Annotated in this window: 15 protein-coding genes; 2 read left to right on the forward strand and 13 right to left on the reverse strand. The window is 70.0% G+C overall.

Annotation, left to right across the window (positions count from 1 at the left end):
* Nucleotides 1–61 precede the first annotated feature (61 nt).
* From VF536_RS21865 to VF536_RS21890, 6 genes are all read right to left on the reverse strand, one after another.
* On the reverse strand, nt 62–274 hold the full coding sequence (locus VF536_RS21865; RefSeq protein ID WP_331617007.1) for a hypothetical protein: 213 nt from the start codon (nt 272–274) through the stop codon (nt 62–64).
* Nucleotides 271–1,044: a hypothetical protein gene (locus VF536_RS21870; protein ID WP_331617008.1), complete on the reverse strand. Its 774-nt coding sequence runs from the start codon at nt 1,042–1,044 to the stop codon at nt 271–273. The genes VF536_RS21865 and VF536_RS21870 overlap by 4 nt, the downstream gene beginning before the upstream one ends.
* On the reverse strand, nt 1,041–4,166 hold the full coding sequence (locus VF536_RS21875) for an efflux RND transporter permease subunit (protein ID WP_331617009.1): 3,126 nt from the start codon (nt 4,164–4,166) through the stop codon (nt 1,041–1,043). The genes VF536_RS21870 and VF536_RS21875 overlap by 4 nt, the downstream gene beginning before the upstream one ends.
* Before the next feature lie 2 nt (nt 4,167–4,168).
* Entirely contained in the window at nt 4,169–5,425 is a 1,257-nt protein-coding gene (locus VF536_RS21880) for an efflux RND transporter periplasmic adaptor subunit (RefSeq protein WP_331617010.1), read from the reverse strand.
* Nucleotides 5,422–6,984: an efflux transporter outer membrane subunit gene (locus tag VF536_RS21885; protein ID WP_331617011.1), complete on the reverse strand. Its 1,563-nt coding sequence runs from the start codon at nt 6,982–6,984 to the stop codon at nt 5,422–5,424. The genes VF536_RS21880 and VF536_RS21885 overlap by 4 nt, the downstream gene beginning before the upstream one ends.
* 188 nt (nt 6,985–7,172) lie before the next feature.
* Nucleotides 7,173–7,913, reverse strand: coding sequence for a response regulator transcription factor (locus VF536_RS21890; protein ID WP_331617012.1), 741 nt, complete (start codon nt 7,911–7,913; stop codon nt 7,173–7,175).
* Between the two features lie 41 nt (nt 7,914–7,954).
* Between VF536_RS21890 and VF536_RS21895 the strand changes: the two genes are divergently transcribed.
* Nucleotides 7,955–8,644 carry a response regulator transcription factor gene (locus VF536_RS21895; RefSeq protein ID WP_331617013.1) on the forward strand — a complete coding sequence of 230 codons (690 nt, stop codon included), beginning with the start codon at nt 7,955–7,957 and terminating at the stop codon, nt 8,642–8,644.
* Nucleotides 8,622–10,019, forward strand: coding sequence for a sensor histidine kinase (locus tag VF536_RS21900; protein ID WP_331617014.1), 1,398 nt, complete (start codon nt 8,622–8,624; stop codon nt 10,017–10,019). The genes VF536_RS21895 and VF536_RS21900 overlap by 23 nt, the downstream gene beginning before the upstream one ends.
* On the opposite strand, the gene VF536_RS21905 is transcribed toward VF536_RS21900, so the two are convergent.
* The 7 genes from VF536_RS21905 to VF536_RS21935 form a co-directional block, all read right to left on the reverse strand.
* Nucleotides 9,994–10,479 carry a hypothetical protein gene (locus VF536_RS21905; protein WP_331617015.1) on the reverse strand — a complete coding sequence of 162 codons (486 nt, stop codon included), beginning with the start codon at nt 10,477–10,479 and terminating at the stop codon, nt 9,994–9,996. The two genes, VF536_RS21900 and VF536_RS21905, sit on opposite strands and share 26 nt — an antisense overlap.
* Nucleotides 10,480–10,559: 80 nt before the next feature.
* Entirely contained in the window at nt 10,560–11,009 is a 450-nt protein-coding gene (locus VF536_RS21910; RefSeq protein ID WP_331617017.1) for a hypothetical protein, read from the reverse strand.
* Between the two features lie 89 nt (nt 11,010–11,098).
* Nucleotides 11,099–11,866: a hypothetical protein gene (locus VF536_RS21915; RefSeq protein ID WP_331617018.1), complete on the reverse strand. Its 768-nt coding sequence runs from the start codon at nt 11,864–11,866 to the stop codon at nt 11,099–11,101.
* A 12-nt stretch (nt 11,867–11,878) separates the two neighbouring features.
* The gene (locus VF536_RS21920; RefSeq protein ID WP_331617020.1) at nt 11,879–12,256 is read right to left on the reverse strand and encodes a PepSY domain-containing protein; all 378 of its coding nucleotides are present in this window, start codon (nt 12,254–12,256) and stop codon (nt 11,879–11,881) included.
* A gap of 93 nt (nt 12,257–12,349) precedes the next feature.
* Nucleotides 12,350–13,186: a ChbG/HpnK family deacetylase gene (locus tag VF536_RS21925; RefSeq protein WP_331617021.1), complete on the reverse strand. Its 837-nt coding sequence runs from the start codon at nt 13,184–13,186 to the stop codon at nt 12,350–12,352.
* A 9-nt stretch (nt 13,187–13,195) separates the two neighbouring features.
* Nucleotides 13,196–14,731 (reverse strand): glycosyltransferase family 39 protein, encoded by a 1,536-nt coding sequence (locus tag VF536_RS21930; RefSeq protein WP_331617022.1) that lies wholly within the window; start codon nt 14,729–14,731, stop codon nt 13,196–13,198.
* Entirely contained in the window at nt 14,728–15,726 is a 999-nt protein-coding gene (locus tag VF536_RS21935; protein ID WP_331617041.1) for a glycosyltransferase family 2 protein, read from the reverse strand. The genes VF536_RS21930 and VF536_RS21935 overlap by 4 nt, the downstream gene beginning before the upstream one ends.
* Nucleotides 15,727–15,823: the final 97 nt, after the last annotated feature.

The raw sequence follows: 15,823 nt of genomic DNA on the forward strand, positions 1-15,823 counted from the left end.
CTGCCCGGGAAGATAGCAGCCTCGCGCCCCGCCTCGCGAGTGCCCGCTCACAGGAAAACCTTCAACGCCGTCTCGACGCAGCAGCCCAGACATTCAGGAGCAGGGTCAGGACGATGCCCGCGACCAGCGCCGCGATCGCCCACGGCGCATCGAGCCAGCCCAGCCGCAGCCCGAGACCGACGCCGAGCACCACGCCCAGCGCGCCCAGGCACAGGCCGGCGTCGGCCCAGAACATGCCGAAGAGTTCTTGGATCACTTCCAGCAGCAGACTCATGCGAATCTCCCGGTGTCCGCGCCGCGCGCACGCAGCAGGCGCGCGGTGCTCAGGCCGATGACGACGAACAAGGCGATCAGGGCGAGCAGGGCCAGCTCCGCGCCCGGCCAGGTCAGCCCCAGCCCTTCGCCGGTCCAGAACACGCCGAATGCCGTGAGCAGGATGCCGACGCCGAACTTGAGGCCGTTCTCCGGCACCCGCGCGAGCGGCTGGCGCAGGATCATGCCAATCGCGAGGACGAGCACGCACGCCGCGGCCGCGCCCAGCGAGGCCTCGAGGATCAGGTCGTGCCCCGCGCCGATGGCCAGCACGGTGAAAGCCACCTCCATGCCCTCGAGCAGCACGGCCTTGAACACCGTGATGACGCCGATCCAGTCGCGGGCGCTCGCGGACGAACCGTTGGCCTCGTCGCGATCGCCGTCGCTGCCGAGCTCGCGTGTCGCTTTCTCGTAGAGCGCGCTTTCATCCCGCAACGCCAGGACGCCGCCCGATCGCAGGATCGCCTTGCGCAACCAGCCCAGTCCGAACAGCAGCAGCAGGACGCCGACGATCAACTGCAGCAGATGGATGGGCACGCGCAGCAGCGCCGGTCCGACGAGCGCGACCGTCGCGGCCAGCAGCGCCAGCGCGGCCAGCGTGCCGATCCAGGCGGCGCGCCAGCCCCGGGTGCTGCCGACGGCCAGCACGATCGTGAAGGCTTCGACCACTTCAACCAGAGAGGCAGCGAAGGCCGCGCCGATGGCCGGCCAGGCCGTGGACAAGGTACTCATGGTGTGTTCCCTGCAATGTGTTGATCCAGCACGACCTGCTCCGAGGCCTCTGGCGCCCGCCCCCGGCGTCGCTGCCATGCATCCACCAGTTTCTGGAACCACAGGTAGATCACCGGCGTCGTGTACAGCGTGAGGATCTGCGAGACCGCCAGACCACCCACGATCGCCAGGCCCAGCGGCTGGCGCATCTCGGACCCGGCGCCGGCGCCGAAGGCCAGCGGCAGCGCGCCGAACAGCGCCGCCAGCGTGGTCATCAGGATCGGACGGAAACGCAGCACCGAGGCCTGGCGGATGGCCTCGTACGGGGTCAGTCCTTGCTCGCGCTGCGCGACCAGGGCGAAGTCCACGATCATGATGGCGCTCTTCTTGACGATGCCGATCAGCAGGATGATCCCGATCATCCCGAGGATGCCCAGATCCAGCCCGGCCACCTTCAGCGCCAGCAGCGCGCCCAGCGCGGCGGACGGGAGGGTCGAGAGGATGGTCAGCGGATGGATCGGATTCTCGTAGAGCACGCCCAGGACCACATAGACCGCCAGCACCGCGGCCAGGATGAGCCAGGGCTGCGACTTCAGCGAGTCCTGGAAGGCCTGCGCCGTCCCCTGGAAGCTGCCCGTGACGGCGTCCGGCAGCCCGGCCTGCCGCGCAGCCGCATCGATCGCCGTGACGGCGTCGCCGAGCGACGCGCCGTTCGCGAGGTTGAACGACAGCGTGATCGACGGGAACAGCCCCTGGTGGTTGATCTGCACCGGCGCCAGGCCTTGCTCCAGCGTGGCCACCATGCTCAGCGGCACCAGCGTCTGCGAACTCGACGAGCTGACGTACAGATGCGCGAGCGCCTCCTGCGACAGCTGCCACGACGGCGAGACCTCCAGGATCACGCTGTACTGGTCGAGCTGCGTGAACAGCGTGGCCACCTGCCGCTGACCGAAGGCGTCGTACAGCGCGTCGTCGATGGCCTGCACCGACACGCCCAGCCGCGCCGCGGTATCGCGGTCGATCTTCAGCGTGGTCTGCGCGGCCGACGGCTGGCGGTCGGTGGACACGTCGACCAGCTGCGGCAGCTGCTTCAGCCGCTGCTGCATGACGCTGCTCCATTGATCGAGGAGCCCGATGTCCGCCGCCTGCAGCGTCCACTGGTACTGCGCCTTGGCCACGCGTCCTCCGATCTGGATGTCCTGGATCGCCTGCATGGAGGTCTTCACCCCCGGCACGATGCCGGCGCGCCGCTTGAGCCGCGCGATGATCTGCGCCGCCGTCGCCGAGCGCTGGTCGAAGGGCTTCAGGCTGACCATCATCTTGCCCTGGCTGATGGTCGGGTTGGGACCTATCCACCAGTACACCGTCTGCACGTCGGGGTCGGCCTGCATCGTGTCGGCGACCTGCGCGATGCGCTGCTTCATGGCGTCGAACGAGATGTCGGGCGCGCCCTCCACCGTCGCGTTCAGCAGACCCGTGTCCTGCACCGGGAAGAAGCCCTTGGGCACGGCGACGTACAACGCCGCCGTCGCGGCCAGCGTGACCGCGGCCAGGAGCAGCACCAGGCGCTGGTGACGCAGCGCCACGTCGAGGCCGCGCGCGTACCACCCCTCGATCCACTCGAAGGCGGATCCCGCCGCGCGGCTGAACCGGCCAGGCTCACCATGCCCGCCGCGCAGGCGCGACGACAGCATCGGCGCCAGCGTCAGCGACACCACGCACGACACCAGGATCGCCGCGCTCAGCGTGATCGAGAACTCGCGGAACAGGCGGCCCACCATGCCGCCCATCATCAGCAGCGGGATGAAGACCGCGATGAGCGAGATCGTCATCGACAGCACGGTGAAGCCCACCTCGCGGGTCCCCGCCAGGGCGGCTTCGAGCGCGGACTTGCCCTGCTCGCGATGCCGCTCGATGTTCTCCAGCACGACGATCGCGTCGTCCACGACGAAACCCGACGCGATGGTGAGCGCCATGATGGACAGGTTGTCCAGCGTGTAGCCCAGCAGGTACATGGTCGCAAAGGTGCCGAGCAGGGCGAGCGGGATCGTGACGCTGGCGATGAGCGTGCTGGCCACGTTGCGCAGGAACAGGAAGATCACCAGCACCACCAGCCCGACCGACAGCAGCAGCGTGAACTTCACATCGGCCACCGCGGCGGTGATGGTCTGCGTGCGTTCGCCGACGACCTGCAGCGTCACGTCGCGCGGCATCGAGGCCGTGAGCTGCGGAAGCAGCGCTCTCACGGCGTTCGCGGTGTCGACCACGTTGAAGCCCGGCTGCGGATGGATGTCCGCGATGACGGTCGGCCGGCCCTGCACGCCGGCGGCCTGGCGCACGTCCTCGGCCGCGTCGACCACCTCGCCCAAGTCGCCGATGCGGATGGGCGCCCCGCCCTTGTAGGCCACGACGAGGTCGGCGAATTCCTTCGCGGTGCCGAGCTGGTCGGTGGCGTTGAGCGCCACCGTCTTGTCGGCCCCGTTGAGGCTGCCCTTGGGCGCGTTGACCGTGCTCAGGCCGACGATGGACCGCACGTCCGCCAGCGTCAGGCCGCGCGCCGCGATGGCGTCGGGATCCACGCGGATGCGCACCGCCGGCCGCTGCTGACCGTGATAGTCCACCAGGCCGACGCCCGGCACCATCGAGAGCTTCTGCGCCAGGAAGTTGTCGGCGTAGCGGTTGAGCTCGGTCAGCGTGCGCGTCGACGAAGTCAGCGCCAGCGACATGACCGTCGCCTGCGCCGGGTTGACCTTGTTGAAGCTGGGCGGCGTGGTCATCGTCTTGGGCAGCGTGCGCGTGGCCCGCGCGATCGCGGCCTGCACGTCCTGCGCGGCGCCGTCGATGCTGCGGTTCAGGTCGAACTGCAGCGCGATCTGCGTCTTGCCGAGCGAGCTCGACGAGGTCATGGAGGTGATCTGCGGGACCTGCGAGAGCGCACGTTCCAGCGGCGTGGCCACGGCGGAGGCCATGGTGTCGGCGCTCGCGCCGGGCAGCGTGGCCGACACGGTGATCGACGGGAAGTCGACCTGCGGCAGCGCCGCGACCTGGAGGTTGAAGTAGGCGAGCGCGCCGATGGCGAAGAGGCTCAGGGCCAGCAGCGCCGTGGCCACCGGGCGGCGGATGAAGGTCTCGGAGAGGTTCATCATCAGCCTCCGGTGGCGGAGGCCACGGTCTTCGTCGACGGATCGACCCTCGCGACCCCCCCTGTCGCCGGGGCCAGCGTGGCCGCGTCGGTGACCGGCACGCCAGGCGCGATGCGGTACTGGCCTTGCGTCACCACGGTCTCGCCCGGCTTCAGCCCCGTGCGGACCTGGCGGCTGCCGTTCCAGGACGAACCCACCTGTACCGCGCGCGCCTGCGCCTGACGCTGCCCGTCGACGACGTAGACGAAGCTGCCCGCGGGGCCCTGCTGGAGCGCCGCGTCAGGAACGACGGTCGCGTTCGCCTCCGTCTTGAGCAGCATCCGCACGGCGACCAGTTGACCAGGCCAGAGGCCGTCTCCCGCGTTGTCGAAGCGCGCCTTCAGCATGACCTGACCCGTCGCGGCGGTGACCTGGCTGTCCACGAATTCGAGTTCGCCCTTGCCCAGCGTGCGCGAGCGATCCCGCGCCAGGGCTTCGACGCTCAGCTTGCGCGCCCGGCCCTGATCGACCACCTGCGCCAGGACATCCTGGGGCACCTGGAAGGTCACCCACACCGGATTCATCTGCGTGATCGTGGTCAGTCCGGTGACGTCGCTCGCGTGCACCATCGATCCGGCGGGCACCAGACGCTGTCCGATCCGTCCGGCCGCGGGGGCCGTGATTCGGGTGAAGGTCAGTTGCAGCTGCGCGGTCTGGAGCGCCGCCTGCGCCGCCTGGACGGCCGCAGCCTGCGTCGCGACCTGGGCCTGCAGCGTATCCACCGTCTGCCGCGGGCCGGCGCCCGCCGAGGCGAGTTCCTCGGCCCGGCGCAGGTCGACGCGCAGGCTTGCGAGCTTCGCGTTCTCCTGGGCCAGCACGGCTTGCGCCTGCTGCGTCTGCGCCTGGAACGGACGCGGATCGACGACCGCGAGCAGGTCGCCGGCCTTCACCTGCTGACCCTCGGTGTACAGCACGCGCTCGAGCTGGCCGTCGACGCGCGATCGCACGCTGACCACGTTCAAGGAGGTCACGCTGCCCACGCCCTCCGTCCACACGGGCATGTCCTGACGGCCGACGGCGGCCAGGGACACGGGCACGGGTGCGGCGGACGTGGCGGAGGCGGAGGACTTGTCACCCGGCGCGCCGGCGGTCCCCGAGGTCGTGGCGGTCACGCCGAAGGCAGCCACCGCGGCCACCGCCAGGCCGGCGGCCACCGCAGTCGCGGCGAGCGCCAGACGGCGGCGATGGGAACGGCGACCGTCGTTGGAAGAGAGGGTCATGGCGCGACTCCTTGGAGGGGACGGCCCGCGTCGAACGCGCGGTTCGAGTGGGCATGGATGGTGGTGTCGGGAACGTGCGACGCATCGGCGATCCGAGGGTCCGGACGAACCGACGCCGTCGACGGCGTATCGACAGGCAGCGTGCGGCCGCCGGTGGCGACGAAGAGCGCCGCCGCGGCCTGCAGGCGCTGCTGGCGCACCTGCACCAGCGTGTCCTGCGCCTGCGCGAGGGTCTTCTGGCTCAGCAGCACCGCCAGCAGATCCGATGCGCCGCGCTCATAGCGGATGCGCGCCAGCCGCAGCGACTCCCGCGCGGAGTCGACCGCCGCGGCGTCGAAGCGCTCCTGTTCCTTGAGTTGCGCCACCGCCGCGAGTTGGGTCTCGGTCTGCTGGAGGACCTGCAGCAGTGTCTGGCGATAACTCGCCAGCATCTCCGCCGACTTGCCGGTCTCGATGCGCAACTGGCCCTTGCGCTGACCGCCGTCGAACAGCGGCTGCAGCAGCGAGCCCGCGACGCCCCAGGCGGCCGCGGTCGGATTGAGCAGCCAGCCCGCCGACGCCGTGATCGACAGGCTGGGCAGGAAGGCGGCGCGCGCGGCGCCCACATCGAAGTTGGCGGCGCGCAGTCGCGCTTCGGCGGCCTGCACCTCCGGGCGCGCGTCCACCACGTCGGCGGGCGACACCGCGACGACGTCGGGCACCGTCAGCTGCAGGAGCGGCTCGCCGTCGAGCTTCAGCATCACCGGCGGCACGTCCACCAGCACCGCCAGTTGCGCCACGGCAGCGACACGCTGCTGCCGGAGCGCGGGAATCGCCGCCTGCAGGGTCTGCACCGCATTGCGCTGCTGCGCCACGTCCAGCGCGGAGGCGGCGCCCAGGCTCGCCTGACGCTCCACGAGGCCGAGCAAGCGGCTCGCGTCGTCGGCCACCAGCTGCGCCAGCCGCAGACGCTCCTCGCAGGCGCGCACCGCGAAGTACTGGGCCGCGATCTGGGAGAGCAGGTTGCGTTGCACGCTCACCAGGTCGAATTCGGTGGCGCGGGCGCCCTCGCCCGCCGACTGCGTCCTCGCGTCCAGCGCGCCCCACAGGTCCGGCGTGAAGCCGGCCTGGAAGGTGACGGAGGTGCTGCGCTTGCCGCTCGTGCTGCCGCGCGACAGGTCCGCGCCGATGCCGAGCGTCGGACTGGCCGATGAACCGGCCACGTCGGCGGCGCCCTTCGCCTGCTCCAGCCGGGCGCGAGCGATCGCCACGTCGGGGCCGCTGACCAGTCCGTACTGCAGCAACGCGTCCAGCTGCGGACTGCCGAAGCCGGACCAGAACACGCGGGCGACCACGGACGGCGGAAGTGCCGTGGCCGCTGTAGCCGGTGTTGCCGGTGTGCCTGCCGCGCCCGTCGTGCCAGCGGCACCCGGCGTCTCCGACGGCGTCATCCATTGCGCCGGGATAGGCGCGTCGGGCTTGCGGTAGGCGGGCACGACGGAGCAGCCGGTCGCCAGCAGGATCAGCAGCGTCATCGCCGAGATGGCGAGTGTGCGACGGGGCGGATCGGGGAACCTCATGACCGGACTTCTCCGTGGGTGGTAGCGACCCGGAGAAGATAGAAGGGGTCACCTGTCCCGACGCCCCATCGAAGATGACAAATCTTTCATGTGGGCTTGTCGCCCGCGCCCGGCCGATTCAGGTCAAAGTCGGGCTCAATCCGGATCGATGTCGATCAATCCGATCACGATCAATGCCATCAATGCGATCAATCCGGCAAGGCCTGGCCCGATCCGGTGCCATCCGGACGCAGCCGATGACCGACTCCACGCACTCCTTCGATCCATTCATGCGACGACACGTCCCCGAGCTTCTGACGCAGCCGCGCCATCTGCCGATCAATGAGGTGGTCGGGCGGCTCGAAGTCGAAGGCCCACGCGGCTTCGAGCAGCGCCTCGCGCGTGACCACCTCGCCGGCGTGCCGCGCCAGTCGTTGCAGCAGCAGGTACTCGCGTGGGGTCAGTGCAACGCGGCGCTCGCCGATGAAGGCCTCGCGCCGGGCGAGGTCCAGCGACAGGCTGCCGACGCGCAGCCGCTCGCCAGGCAGGCGGTCCCGATGCCGCGCCACCAGTCCGTCCAGCCGGGCGTCGAGCTCCACGAAGGCGTAGGGATGCGACAGGTAGTCGTCGCAGCCGGCGCGCAGGCATCGGACCTTGTCGGTGACCTCGTTCGCGCGCGGCGTGTCCGCCGCGCTTCCTGCACCGCCCTCGGCGCCCACGATGATCACGGGCAGGGAGAATCCACGACCGCGCAGCAGCGTCACGCCGGCCAGCCCGTCGGTGCCCGACAGGCGCCGCGCGACGACGACCGCGTCATAGACCTCGTCGGCGAGCATGGCCAGCCCCGTGCCGACGTCCGGCGCGAGATCCGCGACGCGATTGGCCTCCCGCAGCGCGCGGACCAGGTAGGCCGCCGCGCGGGGGTCGTCGTCGATCACCAGGATGCGCATGTCGGAACGGAAGGAAGATCGGAAGGAAGAACGGAGGGGCTGTGCTTCAGATTCTGATTGTGGAGGACGACGGCGACACCGCGTCGGAGATCGCCGCCGCCCTGCGCGACGCGGGACACGGCTGCGCGCTCGCCGACAACGGGCGCGACGGACTCATCCAGGCGTTGGCCGGGTCCTATGACGCGATCGTGCTCGACCGGATGCTGCCTCAGCTGGACGGGCTGGGCCTGCTGTCCGCGCTGCGCGCCGCCGGGTCGCGCACGCCGGTGCTGCTGCTGAGCGCGCTGTCCAGCCTTGACGAACGGGTCAAGGGGCTGCGCGCCGGCGGCGACGACTACCTGACCAAACCCTTCGAGACCATCGAGCTGGTGGCCCGCGTCGAGGTGCTGTGCCGGCGCTCGACCGGCGACGCCGCCGCACCGCGCGAGACCACCCTGGTCGCCGGCGAGCTGCACGCCGATCTGCTCACCCGCGAGGTGCGTCGCGGTGCGCGCGTGCTGGATCTGCTGCCGCGGGAACATGACCTGCTGATCTACCTCATGCGCCATGCGGGGCAGACGGTGACGCGCACCATGCTGTTCGAAGCCGTCTGGAACTACCGCGCCGACGAGCGGACGAACGTGATCGACGTGCACATCGCCCGGCTGCGTCGCAAGCTGGAATCCGAGGGGGAAGCGCCCCTGATCGAGACCGTGCGGGGAGCGGGCTATGTCCTTCGCGCGGCTGCGTGAGGCGCTGGGCACCAGCCACTTCAAGGTGGCCGCGCAGTTCCTGCTGCTCTTCGCCGTCACCGGGTCGCTGGTGCTCGGCCTCGTGTACTGGCGGACGTCCGTGTACCTGCTGCGCGAAGTCGACGTCAGCCTCAAGGACAACGTCGATCGCTGGTCGCAGCTGAGCGTCGAGAACCTGCAGCGCGAGATCGGCCGCCGCACGCAGCGCGATCCGACGCGCCGTTATCCGGCGGTCCTGCTGGGCTCGGCGGGGACCCGGCTGGCCGGCGGCATCGAGATCGATGAGCGGACGGTGCCGGGCTACGACCGCGCCTTCGACCTGACGCTGGTCTACGCCGACGACCGCACGCGGCCCCTGCGGGCCTTCGCCCGCGTGCTGCCCAGCGGACACGTGCTGATCGTGACGCAGGACATCCACGAGCTGCGCGAATTCAGCGAGCGCCTGCGCGCGGTCATCGCGATCGGCCTGTTGCTGTTCGTGCTGGTGGGCCTGGCCGGCGCGATGGCTTTCGGGCTGTCCGCGCACCGGCGGCTGGAGAGCATGCGACGGGCCCTGGCGGGCATCGTCGACGGCGATCTCTCGGCGCGGCTGCCGGCGTCGCGCTCGCAGGACGACCTCGCGCGCATCGCGACGATGGTCAACCATATGCTGGACGACATCGAACGCCTGATGGGCGAGGTCAAGGGCGTCACCGACGGCATCGCGCATGACCTGCGCACGCCCCTGACACGCATGCTCGCGTCGCTGGAGCGCGCGCGGACCCAGGCGCCCGCACGCGAGGAACTGCTCGACGTCGTGGACAAGGCCATCGTCGACGGCCGCGCCTTGATGCAGATGTTCACGGGGCTGTTGCGCATCGCCGAGATCGAGGACGTCGTGCGCCGGGACAACTTCGAGGACGTCGACCTGCGGAGCCTCTGCGCGGACGTCGTCGACTACTACGAGCCCCTGGCGCAGGATCGCGGCATCGCGCTGGTGCTGGAGGCCGACTCGTCCGCGCCGACGCTGAGCGGGGACGCCAACCTGCTGTTCGACGCCGTCGCCAACCTCGTGGACAACGCCCTCAAGTTCACGCCGGCGGGGGGACGGGTCGTCGTCGCGCTCTCCGCCTCTGGCACAACGCATGGCACAGGATCGGAAGCTGGATCGGCGGCGGGTCCGCTGCTGTCGGTGCGCGACACAGGGCCAGGCATTGCCCCCGAAGAGCGGGAGCTGGTTTTCTCGCGCTTCTATCGCGGCGAGAAGAGTCGGCATCAGCCCGGCCACGGCCTGGGTCTGAGCCTGGTGGCGGCCATTGCCCGGCTGCATCGGCTGGAGCTCACCATCGGCGACGCCTCGCCCGGTTGCGTCATCGGCTTGCGACCGACGCCTTGATGCAGACGGCGCCCTCGGCCGTGCCTTGCTGAGGATCCAGCGCATGCAGCCCGAGCAGCAGGTCCGCGAGCGCCAGCCAGGCCGCGGCCTGCGAAGGCTGCTTCGCCTGCAGGGCATCGAGCGCGTCGTCCAGCGATCGGCTCGTCCGACGCCATCGGTCCGATCCCAGTCGTGGCTGCAGGCTCGACGCCGCGGCGTCCCAGTCGCGCTTGAGCGCCTGCGTCTGCCGGCGCGCCGAGGCCAGTTCCCCGACTGCTGCGTGCTTCGCGGCTCGGCTCGCCGTCGCACGGAGCGCGGTGAGATCGCCCTGGACGCCGTCGGACGGCATCACGTCGGAGTGACGCCATGCCCCATCGGCGCGCGCAGAACTCGCGCCGCCCATGGACGCCGTCATGCCGGTGACGAGCGCCAGCATGCCGGCCGCGGCAGCGCGGGACGAGAGGGCGAAGCGAAGGGACATGGTCGGATGCTAGATCGCTGACTTAAACGCCAGCTAAACGACGGCCGGAAGAGCCTTCGAGCGGCAGGACCGTTCGCGGTTCAGCGCTTCCCCTGCAGCACATCGAAGGTCTGCATCAGCGTGTTCATCGCGTCCGAGCAGGCCTTGGACGTCGGCTTGTCGGCGCGCAAGGCCTCCAAGGCGCCGTCGATCGCCTTGTCCAGCCGATGCCAGTCATAGGCGGAGCGCGGCTTCAGGCCGGCCTCGGCGCCGTCCCAGGCCAGTTCGAGGTCCTTGATGCGGACGCGCGCCGCCATCAGCTCACCCCGGTCGACATGGGTGGACACGTCGGTGGCGATCGCACGAAAGGCCGAGAGATCGCCCAACCGGCTGGGCGCCGGCGCGGCGGCCGAGGCCGGGGCGGTCCCGGCCAACGCGCCGGGGGCCGGCGGTGCCGTCGATCCTCCGGCTTGAGGGCTGCAACCGGTGAGCGCGACGATCAGGACCGCGATCGCGGCGAACGGCGCGCAGAGGTTGAAACGAGGAGTCATGGTGGATCCGAGGATGGAAAGTGAAAGGTGGACGTGGAAGGTGAAAGCGGGGAGGACGCGGCGTCAGACCGCGCCCTTGGACCTCGCCGTCAGATCGCCTCGCGGCGCAGGCGATGCTGGGCGGCCGCCACGAGCGAGACGATCAGCACCAGGAACACGGCGGAGGTCGTCGCCGCCCCCAGGCCCATGCCGCCATACGTGCGGTCCTGGGTCAGCAGGTCGCCGATGGCGGCGCCGAACGGACGTGTGAGGACGTAGGCCACCCAGAAGGTCAGCACGGCGTTCCCACCCAGCCGCCAGGCGGCGTAGGTGACGGCGATCAGCGCGCCGAAGGCGATCGATCCGTTGACGAAGCCCAGTCCCAGCGCCTCGGTGGCGAGATCGCCGACCGCCGTGCCCAAGGCGAAGGTGCAGAGGATCGCCCCCCAGTAGAAGAGTTCGCGGCGACGGCTCGTGATCGCATGGATGGAGAGCGTGCGTTCGACCTTCCACCACACGAGGAAGACCGCGACTAGCGCCGCCGCGAAGACGGTGGACGACAGGTACAGGCTCACGCCCAGGCCGTCGGTCAGCAGGTCGGTGATCTGCGTGCCCACGATGCTCACCAGCACCACGCAGAGCCAGTAGACCCACGGCACGCAGCGGCCCTGCCTCAGTTGCAGGACGAGCGCCGCGATGAGCAGCGCGGCCGTGAGCGCCGTGGTGCGCCCCGTTCCCCAGCCGACGTCGATCGCCAGGAAGTCCGCGGCCGTCTCGCCGACCGTCGTGGAAAGGATCTTGATGATCCAGAAGGAAGCGGCGATCTCGGGAACCTTGTTGTCCCATCGGATCAGCGATGCGCGGGCTGTGCTCTGCATGGCCGAACCTCTTCAGTCTTTCTCGTCGCGGTCTTCGCGACCGCCCTTCCCGTCCGCTTCATCAGGCGCGGAGGACAGGATCACGCCCTTCTCCGCGTCGACGCGGACATCGAAGACCTTGGTCCCGTTGACGACCTCGATCTCATAGGCGTCGCCCTGCTTCGTGCGCTCGTACTCCGCGCGGCTGGCCTTGCCGTTGAGGTGCTGCTCGGCCAAGGCCACCGCCTGCGACAGCGACACCTTGGCCCGGGTCACGGCGATGGCGTCGTTCTCCGCGCCGTCCTTCCCGCCTTCCTGCTTCTCGGCGTAGGCCAGGGCGCCCGCGACGCTGGCCGCCACGGCGATCGCGGCGAACGCGCCGTACTTCATCGTCCGATTCAAAGTCTTCATCGTTCACTCCTGTTGCGCAGACCGTTGCGCTGCAGGCAGTCTGGCGTCGGGACACTTATCGGCGACTGAACACCGACGCCCGCGCGGCACGATTCACATCGCGCGTCGCGCCCCGGCGAACCGCTCGTCATCGAGGATGCGCGACATCGCCTCCAGGCGGACGAAGTTCGAGCGCACATGCCACTCGAAGCGCTTGTCGGACAAGACCTGGAACTCATCCAGGCGAGCCTGAGCGATGGCGTCGCCCGGCACCAGTTGCGAGCTCGGATGGCACATGAGCAGGTCGCCCTGCCTGGCCAGGTGCAGCCAGCGGGTCAGCAGAGACTCGTAGCGCTCCGGCCCTCCGGTGAAATCGTAGACGCCGAGCAGACGTCGGTTGTGCGCGAACGCAAGCACCTCCGCTTCCGCCGTCAGCGTGCGGTTTCCCAGTTGACTGATCGCCATCGGCTTGAGCTGCCAGCTCGCGGACCGGGTCGATCGGAGCCAGGGCTTCTGGTACGGGTAGCGCCGCAGCAGCACGTCGACCAGCGCATCGCGGACCTGCGGGAACTGATGGACATGCTGGTGGCCGTCGATGAAGTCCGGACGACGCCCGATGTGCTGCTCGAACAGGTCGAGCTGGGCGTCGATCTCGTCGCGCAGGTCGGACAACGAGAGACGATCCAACGTTCCCCGCATCCAGAGCGAGGACCAGGACGCCGGCGGCAGCGTCAGCGGGTACTGGGTCAGGTCCAGATGCAGGCCCAGGTCGGTGGGACCGCCCGTGTCCCGCCGCAGCGCCGCGGCGCCCGACGCCCATGCCGGCGCGCCCACCATGCATGACAGCGCGTGCACCCGCCTTTCCCGGCGCAGGCTCAGCGCCGCCTCGTTGACGCCCTCGTGCAGACCGAAATCGTCGATGCACAGACAGATGGAACGCAGTGCGTGCACGGGGTCTCCTCAGGGCGCGCAGTCCAGCGCGGCGGCGCGCAGCCGCCAGAGCGCCATGTGCTTCTCGGAGGCGACGAGATCGGCCTTCTCGAGCCAGGGATGTGTCTTGGCGAGCTCGATGTCGCCGATGGCCCACACCACCTTCCTGTCGCAGACCAGGGTCTTGATCGAGGCCCAGCTCTGGAACGCGGACGTGTCGCGTCCGCGATCCGCGAAGGCGCGCGTGTCCCACAGCTCCTTGCGCCAGCTGTCGCGCGCCATCAGCTCGGCGTCGTCCCAGTTCTCCACCACCACGACCGGGGCGCGCAGCCGCGCATAGAAAGGCACGTCGTACTCGAAACGCTCCAGCATGACGACGCCGTCCTGCGGTTGGCGCAGTGCCGCCAGCTCCTTGGCCAGCAACCGGTTCGACTTGCCCGCGCCGAGGCCGTAGGCGGCCACGGCGGCGATCCCGATCACCGCGCCGACGGCAATCGACACGTATCCCCACCGCGACCCGCGGGGCGCGAGCGTCACGACCCGATGCCATGCGACCGCGATGAGCCCGGCCAGCGGCGGCAGGGTCGGCAGGATGTAGCCCACCAGCTTGGACTGCGGGATCGAGAAGAACAGCAGGATCACCGCGAACCAGACCAGCAGCAGCCAGTGCAGCGCGTGCGGTCCCGGCGCGGGCCGCCACAGCTCGCCCTTCCAGCCCTTGAAGAGCCACGGCAGCGCGGGCAGCGTCGCGCCGATCAGGACCACCGGATAGAACCAGAGCGGCTGCACGTTGTTGAAGCCGCCGCCGGCGAAACGCTGCACGTGCTGGACGACGAAGAAGTAGTGCAGGAAGCCGGGGAAGCGCAGCTGCATGGCGACGAACCACGGCGCGCACACCAGCAGCATCAGCGCGATCCCGGGGAGCCACAGCATCGCGCGGATGGTGCGCCATTGCGCGGTGAGGCCGAGCCAGAGCAGCAGCACGGCGCCGGGCAGCACGATGCCGATCAGGCCCTTCGCGAGGATGCCTAAGCCGGCCAGCGCATACGCCAGCGCCAGCATGCGCCGGTGCGGCAGGCCCGCGTTCACGCGCAGGGCGGCGTCCGCGCCGGCGGCGATCGTCGCCGTGATCAGGCCGGCCACCAGCATGTCGAGGTTGGCGAACTGAGAGCCGACGAAGTAGAGCGGCATCGCCAGCAGCGTGAGCAGCGCGGCCCACGCGTGGCGGGTCGACATCCAGCGCGCCAGCAGGCCGAACAGGCCCATCGCGCCGATCAGCCCGCCGATCAGCGGCGCCGCGCGCGCGGCCCACACGCCCGGCCCGAAGAGGGCCAGCGACGCTTCGGTGATCCAGTAGAACAGCGGCGGCTTGTGGAAGAACGGCAGCCCGTTGAGCGTGGGGACCAGCCAGTCGCCGTGCTGCAGGCCCTCCCAGGCGACGCCGACATAACGCCCCTCGTCGGGCAGGGACAGCGGACGGGCCCAGGCCGTGATCCACAGCCAGACGAAGCTCAGGGCGAAGGCGATCAGCCAGTCGTGGCGGAACGAGGACTCAGGACGATTCATTGTCTTGCGTTGGAGAGCCCGGTTCCCCAAGCGTTCTTGATGACGTACAGAGGCCGACCCTTGACCTCTTCGAAGATGCGGCCGACGTACTCGCCGACGACGCCGAGAAACAGCAGCTGCAGGCCGGAGAAGAACATCAGCCCCACGACGATGGTGGTCCAGCCGCTCACCGTGTGGCCGTAGAGGAAGTACACGAGCGTCAGGTACGCGCCGTACATGAAGGCCGCGAGCGCGAGCAGCACGCCCAGCGCGCTGGCCGCGCGCAGGGGCCAGGTCGTGAACGAGGTGAGCCCGTCCAGCGCCAGGTGGGCCAGCCGCAGCGGATTGAAATGGGTCCTGCCGTGCGCGCGGGCCTCCGGCTGGTACGGGACGGCCACCGTCTGGTAGCCGACCCAGGCGTAGAGGCCCTTCATGAAGCGGTTGCGCTCGGGCATGGCCATCAGGGCGTCCACGACGGAACGATCCATGAGGCGGAAATCACCCGCGCCCGCGGGCACCTCGAAGCGCCCCGAGCGGTTGAGCAGGCCGTAGAACAGCCGGGTGCCCAGGCGCTTGTGCCAGGGCTCGTCTTCCCGCGTCATGCGCACGGCATAGACCATGTCGGCACCGTGACACCAGTGCAGGACGAACTGGGGAATCAGGCGCGGGTCGTGCTGCTGGTCCGCGTCCAGCATCACGACCACGTCGCCGCCCGCGCGGGCGATCCCCGCCGTCAGCGCCGCTTCCTTGCCGAAATTGCGCGACAGCTGCAAGGCCACGAAACCCGGGCGGGCAGCCCACTGGCGCAGCAGCTGGACGGTGTCGTCGGCGCTGCCGTCGTCGACCAGGATGACCTCCCAGTCGTCGCTGCATTGCGCCAGCACCGCGGCCAGGCGCGGCAGCAGCTCCCGCAGGTTGGTGGCCTCGTTGTAGCAGGGCACCACGCAGGACACGCGGGGCCGGCGATCGCGAAGCGGCACGCCCGGATCGTGCCGCTGGGCGGCCGTCGCGGGCATCGCCGGCGATGCGGCCATCGGGGGCGCCATCGTGGCTGCCGAGGCCTGCCGGGCGGCGGACCAGCGGGACGCGAGGGGATGGACATCAGACATGTCC

Source organism: Roseateles sp. (assembly GCF_036486225.1).
Lineage (GTDB): Bacteria > Pseudomonadota > Gammaproteobacteria > Burkholderiales > Burkholderiaceae_C > Roseateles.